Here is a 12,314-nt window from a genome sequence, read left to right as displayed (position 1 = left end):
ATTTTAATGATATGAAAGTTTTAGTAAAAATAGCAGTTTTTTGTTTTGTATCTATTTCTATTTTAAGTTGTGGAAGCGATACTAACATGATTAAAGGAAAAGTTGTTAATCAACAAGATGAAGCCTTAGATGGTGTTTTAATTCAAGTTGTTGGGACAGATTTGTATGCCAAATCTAAAGCTAATGGTCAGTTTCTAATTAATACAAAGCAGCGCGGTGATGAATTGCTTTTTAAAAAAGAAGGTTATCAAATAAAATTTGTTAAGGTAAAAGCTTCAACAGAAAATGATTATGTTATAAAACTTTTACCTCAATAATTTACAAGAAGCTATAACCAATAGCTAACGAAAAATATTCATTTTTTGCTGATTGAAAATCGTCTATATTTACAGCTTCGTTGTTAAATGGATTAGTCAATCCGAAATTATAACGCGCGTCAATTCTAAACTGTCCTAAATGTGCACCTACACCTGCTAGTAGGCTAAAGTCTAATTTTTCAGAATTTTCATAATCATCGTAATTAGCAAGGTAACCAAATTGTGGTCCAAATTGTAGGTTTAGAATTCTTAAAAAATGTAATTTGGCTAAAATAGGTAATTGTACATAATCAAATTCAATATCGGTTAAACTTGACTCAGCACCTTGTTGCGAGTATAATAATTCCGCTTGAACAGAAAGCATGTTAAAACGCGCTGCCACGAACAGCCCAGCTGTAACACCTGTTTTAGAATCAAAATCAAGGCTTTCTGCATCACTTAGATTCGAGAAGTTTGCACCGGCTTTAATACCAAAATCTAAATTTTGTCCTTTCATAGTTATACATGTAAAAAATCCGATAAAAACGACTAGTAGTAATTGAGATGTATTTTTCATAGGTTTATTTTTTATAAAATTAAGCATTTAATTAAGAATAATATTCTGGTAAACCTCTAATTCTTTAATCGAGATATTTTTTGCAACAATGTTACCTTTTTGGTCTACTAAAAAGTTTTGGGGTAAGTTGGTTATACCGAGCTCAGTTGTAATTTTACTTGTAAAACCTTGTTCGGCAATTAAGTTTACCCAAGGCATTTGTTTGCCTAAGACATGTTTAAGCCATTCAGATTTGTTTGTATTAAGCGAAATGGCAATAATCTCGTAGCCTTTGGCTTTGTTTTGACGATAGTTATTAAGCAAACTTTCTTGCTGAATTAAAGCGTTTTCAGCTTGCCAGGTAGACCAAAACTCAATTAATAATAATTTACCTTTAAAATCATTTTTTGAAATTAGCTTATTTTCTAAGTTTTTGAGTTTAAAGTTGTAAAACGGATTACCAATCTGAAATTTTTTTCGTTTTACATAATAATTTTCAAAACGTTCAAAATCACTATTAGTGAACGCTTTTCGTACTGTTTGCTCAAATAACAACTGAAGATTATCAAACTTAATTAAATTATCATAGGCTAGTTCACTTAAAATAAAGCCGTTCACTTGATGATTAGGGTAATTAGATTTGAATTTTTCAAATTGATCCAAAAAACTTTTTTCAGAAATTTTCTTTAGTTTAAATTCTTCAAAAGATTCTAAAATATTTTTTGCTTTAGTTGTTTCAACTAATTGAAGCTTACTTTCTAAATAATTTAATTTACCTATACTGATCTTATCAACTAATAAATTAAGGCTTTGTGATTTGGGTTCAATAAAAAACCTTACTGAAGAAGTTGTGTCATTTAATATAAGTTCTGCAGATTTACCTGATTCAATTGCAGTTTCAAATATGGCCTGACTGTTTTTTACGTCTTGTTTAATTAGTTTATCATCAAATTTTAGTCCTAGTGTTTTCGGATAATCACCTGATAAGTTTACAGTTAACTTTAATTTAGAAGCTTTATCTTGTTGTTGACAAGCGATGAATAATAGGAACAAAAAAATTAATAAAAAATGATTTTTCATAAAAAAAGGGTTAAAGCTAAACTTTAACCCTCAAACTTAGTGTTTTATTGTTAATTATGATTTAAAATCTTCAATTCTATCACTTAAGTCGTATACTTCAGCATTTTCTAAATTATTTTTTACAATGCTACTACCTGCAGCGCTTCGGTAACCGCCTGCACAATGTACAACAATTGGTTTTGATGTATCTATGTTTTTAGTAGTTTCACGAAGTTCATTAAGTGGATGATTTTCGGCTTGATTAAAGAATTTTTGGTCAGTAAACTCATTCTCATTTCTAATATCAATAATGGTATACTGGTCTGGATTATTCTTGAAATTACTATAGTCTAGTTGTTGGGTGTCTTTTTCAAACTGAGTATTGCCTAAGGTTAAGATTGCTTTAATTTGACTTTCGTAACCTATTTTAGCAATTCTTGCACTCAACTCTTCGATAGAATTATAATGATCAACTACCAAATAAAACTCTTCATTAGGCTTAACGATAGCTCCTAACCATGTTTCTATTTTATCACTTTCTGATCTTGCCATAATATTAATACTGTTTGGCAAATGGTTAGCCCTAAAAGCTTCTTGATCTCTAGTGTCCACCACTAAAGCATCAGCATCAAATTTTTCAATATTGAGTTTTACATCAATATTTGAAATGGCAGATCTAAAGGTTTTGGCACCAGCTTTATTAATTTCAACATCATGACCAAAATAATGTGGTATAAAAGGTTGGCCTTTTAAGATTTCCTCAACAAATTCTTCTTTAGATTTGGCTTGAAAAGCCCAATTTCCAGTACGTTCGTTACCTAGAGTACTACTAGCAGCGTCACTCATATTTTTACCACATAAACTTCCAGCACCATGTGCAGGATAAATAAGTACATCATCACTTAAATCGTTAAATTTTGTGGTAACTGTTTCATACATCATTTCAGCAAGTTCTTGGCGTTTAGCTTTTAAGTTTCCCGCTTTTTCGCGCAAATCTGGTCTACCAACATCACCGATAAATAATGTATCTCCTGAGAACATGGCTTGTTCTTCACCATCTGCAGCAATAATTGTAATGCTATCTGGAGAATGGCCAGGTGTATGAATAGCTCTAAAATTGACTTGATTCATTGTGAAATGATCACCTTCATCAAAACTGTTGTGGGGATAATCAGCACCAACTAATTGGCTGGCATAGATTGTTGCTGATGTTTCTTGATGTATTTGTAAGTGACTACTTACAAAATCGGCATGTGGATGCGTTTCAAAAACAGCAACAATTTTTGCATTATGTTCCTCAGCTAAACTATAATAAGGTTCTGGATCTCTAGCAGGATCTACAACAGCCATTTTATCTTCAGAAATTATAGCGTAAGAATAGTGTGCAAGTGCTTTGTCTTCAAATTGTTTTATAAACATAGGTATTAGGATTTTATTAATTTTAATTTTGATTACCAATTCATGTAGCCACCTTCAAGGTCGATGACTTCTTTAAAACCTAAATCGACCATAACTCTAGCAGCTTTTTGACTTCTATTACCGCTTCGGCAATAGATGTAAGTTGTTTTATCTTTGTCGAGTTCTTTAATTTTATCGACAAAGTCAGGAGACATGACATCAATGTTTTTGGCATGAGCAATTTTTCCTGCATTATACTCATTAGCCGTTCTAACATCAACTAATGGTACATTTTTGTTTGAAATTGCTTCTGAAAAATCTTTTTTGTTATAGATTTTTATTTCATCCATTTTTTTTCTTTTAAATAATGAAAACATAGTCATAGTTTTATGCAAATGTCGCTTATTAAAAACAATGCATCCGTAACAATAGTTACGCTGAAAACTATTCTATTATTTCAATATGGTTACGTTTTAATTTTATAATGTTTTGTTTTTCAAGTTGTTTTAATAGCCTTGAAACAACCACACGAGAGGTGTGTAAATCATAAGCAATATCTTGATGTGTACTTGAAATTATATTTGTGTTATTGTGTATTGCTTTTCTTTTTAAGTAGGAGAGTAGTCGTTCATCCATCTTTTTAAAGGCAATATTATCAACAGTTTCAAGCACTTCATTAAGACGATCGTGATAGCTATTAAAGACAAAATTTCGCCAAGACTTGTAAGTGACCAGCCATTCGTCCATTTTTTCAATTGGAACCATGATTAGCTTTGAGTCGGTTTCAGCCTCAGCTCTAATTTTGCTTTGATGGTTTGTGGTACAGCAACTTAATGTCATGGCACAAGTTTCACCACGTTCCAAGTAGTAGAGGAGTAGCTCAAAGCCTTCGTCATCTTCGCGTAGTACTTTTATAACGCCTTCAACTAAAAGAGGCATACTTTTTAAGTATTGCCCAATCCTAATGAGTTCTTCACCTTCCTTAACCTCTTTAATAATGGCAATTTCACTAATTTCTTCTAAAAGTTTTCGCTCAAACAAATGGGCATAATTTAATTCTAATTCTTTTAGCATCTTTTTTGGTATTTTTGTCACGTAAACATACAACTAAATGCAACAAAATTCAACCTGCGTAAGTATAAATCATGCTTATTATAAACTATATAAACCCGACGGTTATTTAAGTCAGTTTGTTTACAATCAAGATCAAAGACGCAAAAAAAAATTATTAGGCGAGTTAGGTAATTTTGCTCCAAATACTATGGCTGTTGGTCGGTTAGATCAAGATTCTGAAGGACTTTTGCTTTTAACTACCGATGGTAAAGCAAGTTACCGTGTAACTAGTTTAGGAATTGAAAAAGAATATTGGGTGCAAGTTGATGGGATTATAACTGAAAAGGCTTTGGCTGAATTAAGCTTTGGTGTTGAGATTAGCATTTTTGGAAAAAATTACAAAACCAAACCATGTCGAGTTGAAGCAATTTCAGAACCGAAATTACCCCGTCGAAACAAATCGATTAGAGATGAACGCCATGGACCAACATCCTGGATAAGCATTTGCCTTACTGAAGGTAAATACCGCCAAGTTAGAAAAATGACAGCCAAGGTGGGTTTTCCAACACTTAGACTTGTACGTTACAGAATTGGTAAAATAACTATTGATGATTTAGAAAAAGCTGAAGTTAAAAAAATTAAATCTTTTTAAGAGGTTTTCTTCAAACCATATTTTCCATTGTAGTCGATAACCTCACCAGCTTCGTCTAAAACCTTCAATTCTTTTTTAGTAACAAGAAAATTATAACTCAAATCATCATATTCAATGTGAATTATAGATTCATTTTTCCACTCAATTTTTCCTTCGTGACTGAAGTCAGAATTATCTTTTCCTTTATAGTAGCCTTTTAGTACATAGTTAGTTTTTTGTAAGACGATTTCGAGACGAATACCTTTACAATCAGAACAAGGTAAAATACCATTATAAGTTCCTTGCCAATCAATTTCTTCTATAGCATTTTCAACTTCAGTTACCTTAGTTTCTTTGTTTTGGTTTTTATTTTTTGGTTTTGAATCGGTTTGACAAGCGGTTACTGTTAACACCAATAAAAGGCTGAATAAAATAATTTTTTTCATATTATTTAAGTATTTGATAAATCATTAAAAAGTGAAATAGGCTACCAAGTATTACAAATATATGCCAAATAACATGATGATAGTTTAACTTATATCTTGTATAAAAAATAATACCTACGCTATAGGCTATTCCTCCAGCAACCAAATATACTAAAGCTTCTCTAGAAAATGTTGATAACACATATTGAATGTCAATAAGTATTAACCAACCCATAACTAAATAGAGTAAAAGGGATATTTTTTCAAACTTTCCCGTAAAAAATAATTTTAAGATGCTACCAATTAATGTGATTGCCCAAACTAATACCAAAAGTAAACTACCTTGGCTTTCTTTTAAAGCAGTTAAACAAATTGGCGTGTAAGTTCCTGCTATTAATATATAAATACTAATGTGGTCAAGAACTCGAAATGTTTTTTTGAGTTTATTTGAACGCACAAAATGATAGGTGCTTGAAGCTAGGTATAAAAAAATTAGGCTAAAACCATAAACATAAGCACCAGGCTTCGCATAAACATATTCATCAGAAATATTTTTAGTTAATATGAACAATCCAAAACAGCTTGCTAGTGCAGCTATCGCGTGAGTTATAACGTTAAGTCGTTCTTCTTTGTAGTTTTGTAAATGTTCCAATCACTTTTTGAGCAAATTTACATTTTTTTGTTATTGCAGCAGCTGAATAATCGATAAGTAAATGGGCATACCAATACTAATGTTAAAAGGAAATGTTATGGCTAAAGCCATAGGTAAATATAAGCCAGGATTCGCTTTTGGAACAGCCAATCTCATGGCAGCAGGAACGGCAATGTAAGAAGCACTTGCTGCCAAAATTGAAAATAATAGTCTGTTGCCTACACTATCAGTTACAATGCCACTTAAATAGGCTACAATAGACCCAGTAATTAGTGGGCAAATAATTGCATAGCCAAAGCTAAACCATCCATTTTTTTTGAAACCTTTCAAATGTTTACCACTATTTATTCCCATATCTAATAAAAAGACAGCTAAGAAGCCTTTAAAAATATCAGTTGTAAATGGTTTAATTCCTTCAGCTTGTGCATCACTCGCAAAAAAACCGATAAGTAAGCTACCAATAATTAATACAACACTACCATTAGTAATGGCATGTTTCAAAACGGAGCTAAAAGGGATTTCAGTTTTAGATGATTTATGGAAAAGTGCAATTAATAAAACACCCATGATAATTGAAGGTGCTTCCATAGAAGCCATCACAGCTACCATGTAACCGTCAAAATTTATGTTTTGTAGTTCTAAAAACGAAACTGCAGTGACAAAAGTAACGGCACTCACTGAACCATAAGCAGCAGCAACTGCACCAGCATTAAAGATGCCTACCTTAGGCCTCATAATAAAAAAGGTGTAAATAGGAACTACCATAGCCATAGCAATTCCAAAAAGTAAAATCCATAAAACTTCAAGACCTAAATGACTATGAGCTAATTCTTGACCACCTTTAAAGCCAATAGAAAACATTAAATAAAGAGAGATAAACTTAGATGAATTCTCAGGAATACTTAAATCACTCTTAATTTGTGAAGCTATAATGCCTAAGAAAAAAAATAGAAGAGCTGGATTAGTTAGGTTTTCTAAAAGTAAATCTATATTCATGATTGTAATTTAGAGTCTAATAATAGTTTTGACTGCTGGTTTAACACTCCGAATTTAATGGAGTGCTTTAGTTGAGTTCGATTATTTAATTGGTGCTGTAATCGTGTAATAAAATACTCGGCATTACATAGTGGTATATGTTTTGGTTTGACTTTAAAAGACAACAAATCTTTAATGAAGTTATAATTTTTGTAAAAAAGTTTAACTAAAACTTTTTCATTCCTTGTTTGATGACTTTCTTTAGCAGTTAGCACATTTTTTATAAATCGGAAGCTAGGTTTTGTAACAACTGTAATATGATTAAGTAATTGTTTAATGGTAATGTTTTTTATTCCTTTGATATTGTTTTTATCAGAACAAAATTCACCACCCAAGGCTGTCATAAAGATCGCTTTTTTGTGATTATCTTTTCTTGTGTTTTGCTTCATATGATAAGCTAGGAAAAACCAAAAGTAAAGATTTATTATTGTTTTTATAAACTTTTTGAGTGTTGCTTTTAAATAAGTCACATTTATATCCGAACAAAGTTGGGTAAAAGTATTTATTTAATTACATTTATATTTTATATGAAAAGCATAATATATAATTATGAATTACACCTTGCATCAGCTACAAGTTTTTTTAAAAGTAGCCGAATTGAAGAGTATTACAAAAGCTTCTGAAGCTTTGCATTTATCTCAGCCAGCAGTTTCAATACAACTTAAAAATTTACAAGAGCAATTTGAAATTCCTTTAATTGAAGTTATAGGCAGACAAGTTTACGTTACTGAATTTGGTCGAGAAATAGCTGAAGCCAGCCAGAAAATTGTAGAACAGGTACATGCTATTAACTTTAAAACGATGTCTTATCGTGATCAATTAGTTGGTCACCTTAATATTTCGATAGTTTCTACAGGAAAGTATGTAATGCCTTATTTTTTATCTGGTTTTGTAAACAAACATGAAGGTGTAGAACTTAATATGGATGTAACTAATAAACTAAAAGTTTTAGAGAGTTTAGAACAAAATGATGTAGATTTTGCATTGGTGTCTACTATACCAAGTTCATTTAACGTTAATAAAATTGAGCTAATGCCCAATAGATTGTTTTGGGTAGGAAACTGTGATAAAGTTTTTAAAAACAAAACTAATAACTTATCGACCTTAAAAAAACTTCCATTTATTTTTAGAGAACATGGCTCAGCTACGCGTCATGCCATGGAAGCTTATATGAAATCTAATGAAATACAAAATACTAAACGCCTCGAATTAACCTCAAATGAAGCCGTAAAACAAGCTGTTATAGCAGGTTTAGGATTTTCTATGATGCCAATTATAGGTATTAGAAAAGAATTATCTGACCAAGATTTGCAAATTATACCTATGAAAGGTACACCAATTACAACAACATGGAATCTTGTTTGGTTAAAGAGTAAACGTTTATCACCTGTTGCTGAAGCATTTGTAAAATACATTTCTGATTCTAAAGCAGAATTAATAGATCAGCACTTTTTATGGTATCAAGATTTTTTTATTGAAGAAAACTAGGCTACCATAAATTTTATAATAATTTAAAAAGTATCAGAATTACTTTTGACCAATAAATCGGCTTACAAATGCTTTCCCTTTGTGATAATTGCCTTCATTTAGCTCAGTTTCAATTTCTTCGGCTAATAAAATGTTTAGGTCTGAGAAATCGTTTTTCAAAAGCTTTGTGGTGTAAAGCATATCTAAAGATTTAGGTCCGCCTGAAGTATAATTATTTTTAAGTTGCTTGGGATGAAAAGCTTCAATAATAACACGCCCATTAGGCTTTAGCGCATTGACAATTTTTTGGTGAATTTTAGGACGAATAGATGGATTTAGATGCGCATAGATCAACACTATGTAATCATAAATTTCAGTTCCAAAATCATAATCTTCAGCTTTAGAGATAGAATAATTGATAGCAAGATTTTTTCTGGTAGCTAGTTCTAAAGCTTTATGTTTTCCGGCTTCAGAGAAATCAAATGCATCAACTATAAAACCTAAAGAAGCTGCGAAACAAGCATTTCTACCTTCTCCTTCAAGTGGAAATAAAATTTTTCCTTTAGTAAATTTTACTAATTGTGATTTTAAAAATGTGTTAGGTTCTTGACCATAGATATACTCAGTTTGTTTGAAACGTTCATCCCAAAATTCTTTCATGATTTTTTACTTCAAATTAAAGATAAGAGCAACTTCTAGGTTGTAACTTAAGTTACTTTAAAATTCATTAATAGCTTCTTCTATGGGTGTTTCTCCTTTAATAATTTCGAAAGTTTTTTTACTAGCGTGTTTCTTGTTTAAGCAGTAAACTAAAGAAAAGGAAACATCTTCACGAGAAATTTCACCAAATTCTCCTAAGCGCTCGCTTGCCTTGATTTTATGGCTTGCATTTTTATCTGTTAAACTGCCAGGCCTAACAATACTAAAATCAAGTTTAGACGATTGTAAATGTTCATCTGCAGCTTTTTTGGCTTCTAGATAGGTTTGTAGAGATTTCATTTGAGATGGATTTTCAGTCCCCATTGAACTCAGCATCACAAATTTGTCGATCTGTGCAGCTTCAGCATAATCAATCGCTTTAATAGCACCGTTTTTGTCAACAGCTTCTGTTTTATCATCACCGGTATTTCCACCAGATCCTGCTGCAAAAATTACTTTATCTGTGTGCTTAAAGGCATGACTAAAATCTTCTTCTAAATCACCTATAACTGTTTTTATGTTATTATTTTTAAAATAATTTACTTGACTTTCGTGTCTAAGCATTGCATAAGGCTTATAATGGTCAGATTGCTCTAAAATTTTGCAAATTAGTCGACCTGTTTTTCCATTAGCACCAATCACGAGAACGTCATCCATAGTATATATTTTTTTGGCAATCTAATTAATTTATATTGAAATTTATTTAATACTAATTTAAAAAGTCTTAAGGCTTGTTAAAACTAATTTTCAGGTTTACGATTAGGTAAAGTATGTGTTTGTAAAATGCGTTGACTTTCTTTTTGAGAAAATTGTCTTTTACGTAAACCATACAGTTTGTCTAATGCATGTTGTCTCGTTTTGTTTATGTCAATTATGGGGTTAGGATAATCTTTGCCAATTGTAAAATTAGCAAAACTTTGATCAAGTGGCGTCATTTTCCAGGGTTCATGCGCAAATACAGGCGGTAATTTTTTTAATTCAGGTAGCCAATGTTTTATAAATTTAGCTTCAGGATCATGTTTTTGAGCATTTAAAACTGGATTATACACACGTATGGTATTAATTCCTGTAACTCCAGCTTGCATATTAAATTGTGGGTAATGAATTCCAGGTTCAAAGTCTAAAAACTGCTGTGCTAAAAATGCACTACCATGCCAAAACCCTTGAAATAAATGATGACAAAAAAAAGAGGCTAAAATAGCTCTCATTCTAAAATTTATGTAGCCAGTTTCTTTTACGCACCGCATACTTGCATCGACCAAGGGATAACCGGTTTCTCCAGATTTCCATGCCTTGATGTAGTTTTGATTAACTTTAAATATATCAACGTAAGCCTTATTGATAGGTTCAAATTCCATTCGGCATTCTTGCTCAAATTTTTGGATGAAATGGCTTTGCCAACTTAGGCGTGATGCTACCGCATTAAGTTGACGCTTAATCGATTTTCCTTTTAATTTAGGTTGATTTAATCTAATATTTGCCAACCTTTGTGCTATTTCTCTGACACTAACATTTCCCCAGGCAATATAAGGCGATAAGCGACTACATGAAATCCTTGCTAAATCTGGTTTACTGATATGCGAGCTATATTTTAAAATACGTTCATTAAAAAAAGAATCTTCATATTTTTTAGCATAGCTTCTTCCGCCAGGTTGAAAATATTTAGAAGTTTTTATATTAAGGTTTGCTTCTCTTAAGCCCAATTTTCCGATAGCAGTATGAGATAAAAATTGGCGTGGATGTGCCTTAAATTTTACAAGTGGCATATTCATGTATTCTTCCCAATCTTCACGCCAATTTATCCGATTTTTTCGACCACGCTTGACACCGTTATTTTGATATTCCTTCCATATGATATTGTTATTTTTTAAATATTGAAGAACCTTTTGATCTCTTTGAAATGTACAGTTTAAGCCAGTTTCTATGTGTGAATAAACTGCTGTAATTTTATAATGTTGACGAATTTTTTCTAGTAGTTCAATTATTTGTCCGTTAACAACCAACACACGTGTTTGATAATTATCGAGTAAAGTGTTGAGTTCTTTTAAAGATTGTTTTATAAAATTAAAATGTCGCTCACTATAATGCTGATCTTGTATTATGAAGTCTTCAAAGCAATATAAACATAAAGTAGGTTTTTTTGCTGAAACTGCCTTGTATAAAGCCTCATTATCTTGCAAGCGCAAGTCACGTTTAAACCAATGAATGTTAATTTCTGGCTTCATTTATTGCATAGGGACTTCAATGGCTAAAATTTTAGTATGAGATTGGGTTTTAACTTGCAGGTTTTCAAAAGCCCAAATACCAATTGCATCACGTTTACCAAGTTGTTGTGTTGCAATTTCAGCTTCACCTTCAATTATAAAAAAATAAACACCATTAGCTTCAACATGGCAGTTGTAATTAATTGAAGTAGCCTCTGTAAATTCACCTAAATTTATCCAAGCTTTCTGGTGAATCCAAACGCCTGAGTCATCTGGATAAGGTGATAAAATTTGTTGCCAATCGTTTTTAATTCTATTTGAAATCTTTTGTTGGTCATATCTTGGTTTTAGGTTTTTTTGGTTAGGAAAAATCCACAATTGTAAAAAGTTTACGGTTTCAGTTTTACTGTTATTAAACTCACTATGTTCAATGCCGGTACCAGCTGTCATGACTTGAATTTCTCCTTCTTTAATAATAGTTTCGTTTCCCATGTTATCTCTGTGGCGCAAACTTCCATCGAGTGGAATAGAAATGATTTCAATGTCTTGATGCGGGTGTTTGCCAAATCCCATATTTGGGGCAACGACATCATCATTTAGAACACGTAGAAGTCCAAAATTAGTTAATTGCGGATTAAAAAATTGCCCGAAGCTAAAACTGTGTTTTGAATCAAGCCAGCCTAAATTAGTTTTTCCGCGATTGTGGGCATTATGATAGGTGGATTTCATTTTTTTAAAGTAAATTTATTTTATATGTTTTTAATAATTTATAAAATCGACTTAAAGTTTGTAACACTAAAGAATTTGTAACGTATTTAAGTTGAAGCAATTTTAATTTA

General features: G+C 31.6%; 16 protein-coding genes. 3 read left to right on the top strand and 13 right to left on the bottom strand.

Going from position 1 to position 12,314, the window contains the following annotated elements; all coding sequences use genetic code 11:
• Window positions 1–11: 11 nt before the first annotated feature.
• Window positions 12–317 carry a carboxypeptidase-like regulatory domain-containing protein gene (locus IMZ30_RS00420; protein WP_207038604.1) on the top strand — a complete coding sequence of 102 codons (306 nt, stop codon included), beginning with the start codon at window positions 12–14 and terminating at the stop codon, window positions 315–317.
• A gap of 1 nt (window position 318) precedes the next feature.
• Here the strand turns inward: IMZ30_RS00420 and IMZ30_RS00415 are convergent, their stop codons facing one another.
• The 5 genes from IMZ30_RS00415 to IMZ30_RS00395 all read right to left on the bottom strand — a co-directional run bounded on the left by IMZ30_RS00415 (window position 319) and on the right by IMZ30_RS00395 (window position 4,383).
• Window positions 319–873, bottom strand: a complete 555-nt coding sequence (locus IMZ30_RS00415; protein ID WP_207038603.1) for a porin family protein — start codon at window positions 871–873, stop codon at window positions 319–321.
• Between the two features lie 27 nt (window positions 874–900).
• Window positions 901–1,932, bottom strand: a complete 1,032-nt coding sequence (locus tag IMZ30_RS00410) for a TlpA family protein disulfide reductase (RefSeq protein WP_207038602.1) — start codon at window positions 1,930–1,932, stop codon at window positions 901–903.
• Window positions 1,933–1,986: 54 nt separating this feature from the next.
• Complete coding sequence (locus IMZ30_RS00405; RefSeq protein ID WP_207038601.1) at window positions 1,987–3,330, bottom strand: MBL fold metallo-hydrolase; 1,344 nt, start codon at window positions 3,328–3,330, stop codon at window positions 1,987–1,989.
• A gap of 32 nt (window positions 3,331–3,362) precedes the next feature.
• Complete coding sequence (locus IMZ30_RS00400; RefSeq protein ID WP_242529670.1) at window positions 3,363–3,659, bottom strand: rhodanese-like domain-containing protein; 297 nt, start codon at window positions 3,657–3,659, stop codon at window positions 3,363–3,365.
• Window positions 3,660–3,753: 94 nt separating this feature from the next.
• Window positions 3,754–4,383, bottom strand: a complete 630-nt coding sequence (locus IMZ30_RS00395; RefSeq protein ID WP_207038599.1) for a Crp/Fnr family transcriptional regulator — start codon at window positions 4,381–4,383, stop codon at window positions 3,754–3,756.
• A gap of 37 nt (window positions 4,384–4,420) precedes the next feature.
• Here IMZ30_RS00395 and IMZ30_RS00390 point away from each other — a divergent pair, with 37 nt between their 5' ends.
• Entirely contained in the window at window positions 4,421–5,014 is a 594-nt protein-coding gene (locus IMZ30_RS00390) for a pseudouridine synthase (protein WP_207038598.1), read from the top strand.
• Here IMZ30_RS00390 and IMZ30_RS00385 read toward each other — a convergent pair.
• From IMZ30_RS00385 to IMZ30_RS00370, 4 genes are read right to left on the bottom strand one after another with little or no spacing between them, the layout of a single operon-like run.
• A complete protein-coding gene (locus IMZ30_RS00385) occupies window positions 5,011–5,439 on the bottom strand; it encodes a copper resistance protein NlpE (RefSeq protein WP_207038597.1) in 429 nt (142 codons plus the stop codon). The genes IMZ30_RS00390 and IMZ30_RS00385 overlap by 4 nt on opposite strands.
• Before the next feature lies 1 nt (window position 5,440).
• Complete coding sequence (gene trhA, locus IMZ30_RS00380; RefSeq protein ID WP_207038596.1) at window positions 5,441–6,070, bottom strand: PAQR family membrane homeostasis protein TrhA; 630 nt, start codon at window positions 6,068–6,070, stop codon at window positions 5,441–5,443.
• A 30-nt stretch (window positions 6,071–6,100) separates the two neighbouring features.
• On the bottom strand, window positions 6,101–7,066 hold the full coding sequence (locus IMZ30_RS00375; RefSeq protein WP_207038595.1) for a sodium-dependent bicarbonate transport family permease: 966 nt from the start codon (window positions 7,064–7,066) through the stop codon (window positions 6,101–6,103).
• Window positions 7,063–7,494 (bottom strand): hypothetical protein, encoded by a 432-nt coding sequence (locus IMZ30_RS00370; RefSeq protein WP_207038594.1) that lies wholly within the window; start codon window positions 7,492–7,494, stop codon window positions 7,063–7,065. The genes IMZ30_RS00375 and IMZ30_RS00370 overlap by 4 nt, the downstream gene beginning before the upstream one ends.
• Window positions 7,495–7,654: 160 nt before the next feature.
• Here IMZ30_RS00370 and IMZ30_RS00365 point away from each other — a divergent pair, with 160 nt between their 5' ends.
• Window positions 7,655–8,593: a LysR family transcriptional regulator gene (locus IMZ30_RS00365; protein ID WP_207038593.1), complete on the top strand. Its 939-nt coding sequence runs from the start codon at window positions 7,655–7,657 to the stop codon at window positions 8,591–8,593.
• Between the two features lie 39 nt (window positions 8,594–8,632).
• Here IMZ30_RS00365 and IMZ30_RS00360 read toward each other — a convergent pair whose 3' ends face one another.
• From IMZ30_RS00360 to IMZ30_RS00345, 4 genes are all read right to left on the bottom strand, one after another.
• Entirely contained in the window at window positions 8,633–9,232 is a 600-nt protein-coding gene (locus tag IMZ30_RS00360; protein ID WP_207038592.1) for a class I SAM-dependent methyltransferase, read from the bottom strand.
• A gap of 57 nt (window positions 9,233–9,289) precedes the next feature.
• Window positions 9,290–9,928, bottom strand: a complete 639-nt coding sequence (locus tag IMZ30_RS00355; RefSeq protein ID WP_207038591.1) for an SDR family oxidoreductase — start codon at window positions 9,926–9,928, stop codon at window positions 9,290–9,292.
• Between the two features lie 83 nt (window positions 9,929–10,011).
• Window positions 10,012–11,496, bottom strand: coding sequence for a cryptochrome/deoxyribodipyrimidine photo-lyase family protein (locus IMZ30_RS00350; protein ID WP_207038590.1), 1,485 nt, complete (start codon window positions 11,494–11,496; stop codon window positions 10,012–10,014).
• Window positions 11,497–12,204: a pirin family protein gene (locus IMZ30_RS00345; protein ID WP_207038589.1), complete on the bottom strand. Its 708-nt coding sequence runs from the start codon at window positions 12,202–12,204 to the stop codon at window positions 11,497–11,499.
• Window positions 12,205–12,314: the final 110 nt, after the last annotated feature.

Origin of the sequence: Psychroflexus sp. ALD_RP9 (genome assembly GCF_017311165.1) — a bacterium.
Classification (GTDB): Bacteria; Bacteroidota; Bacteroidia; order Flavobacteriales; family Flavobacteriaceae; genus Psychroflexus.
The sequence above is the reverse complement of the archived record's forward strand: the minus strand, read 5'-3'. Positions and strand labels throughout refer to the sequence as shown.

Bases quoted from the DNA above. Each gene is read 5' to 3' on its own strand.
- IMZ30_RS00420 (WP_207038604.1), top strand. From the start codon at position 12: ATGAAAGTTTTAGTAAAAATAGCAGTTTTTTGTTTTGTATCTATTTCT.
- IMZ30_RS00415 (WP_207038603.1), bottom strand. From the start codon at position 873: ATGAAAAATACATCTCAATTACTACTAGTCGTTTTTATCGGATTTTTT.
- IMZ30_RS00410 (WP_207038602.1), bottom strand. From the start codon at position 1,932: ATGAAAAATCATTTTTTATTAATTTTTTTGTTCCTATTATTCATCGCT.
- IMZ30_RS00405 (WP_207038601.1), bottom strand. From the start codon at position 3,330: ATGTTTATAAAACAATTTGAAGACAAAGCACTTGCACACTATTCTTAC.
- IMZ30_RS00400 (WP_242529670.1), bottom strand. From the start codon at position 3,659: ATGGATGAAATAAAAATCTATAACAAAAAAGATTTTTCAGAAGCAATT.
- IMZ30_RS00395 (WP_207038599.1), bottom strand. From the start codon at position 4,383: ATGCTAAAAGAATTAGAATTAAATTATGCCCATTTGTTTGAGCGAAAA.
- IMZ30_RS00390 (WP_207038598.1), top strand. From the start codon at position 4,421: ATGCAACAAAATTCAACCTGCGTAAGTATAAATCATGCTTATTATAAA.
- IMZ30_RS00385 (WP_207038597.1), bottom strand. From the start codon at position 5,439: ATGAAAAAAATTATTTTATTCAGCCTTTTATTGGTGTTAACAGTAACC.
- IMZ30_RS00375 (WP_207038595.1), bottom strand. From the start codon at position 7,066: ATGAATATAGATTTACTTTTAGAAAACCTAACTAATCCAGCTCTTCTA.
- IMZ30_RS00370 (WP_207038594.1), bottom strand. From the start codon at position 7,494: ATGAAGCAAAACACAAGAAAAGATAATCACAAAAAAGCGATCTTTATG.
- IMZ30_RS00365 (WP_207038593.1), top strand. From the start codon at position 7,655: ATGAATTACACCTTGCATCAGCTACAAGTTTTTTTAAAAGTAGCCGAA.
- IMZ30_RS00360 (WP_207038592.1), bottom strand. From the start codon at position 9,232: ATGAAAGAATTTTGGGATGAACGTTTCAAACAAACTGAGTATATCTAT.
- IMZ30_RS00355 (WP_207038591.1), bottom strand. From the start codon at position 9,928: ATGGATGACGTTCTCGTGATTGGTGCTAATGGAAAAACAGGTCGACTA.
- IMZ30_RS00350 (WP_207038590.1), bottom strand. From the start codon at position 11,496: ATGAAGCCAGAAATTAACATTCATTGGTTTAAACGTGACTTGCGCTTG.
- IMZ30_RS00345 (WP_207038589.1), bottom strand. From the start codon at position 12,204: ATGAAATCCACCTATCATAATGCCCACAATCGCGGAAAAACTAATTTA.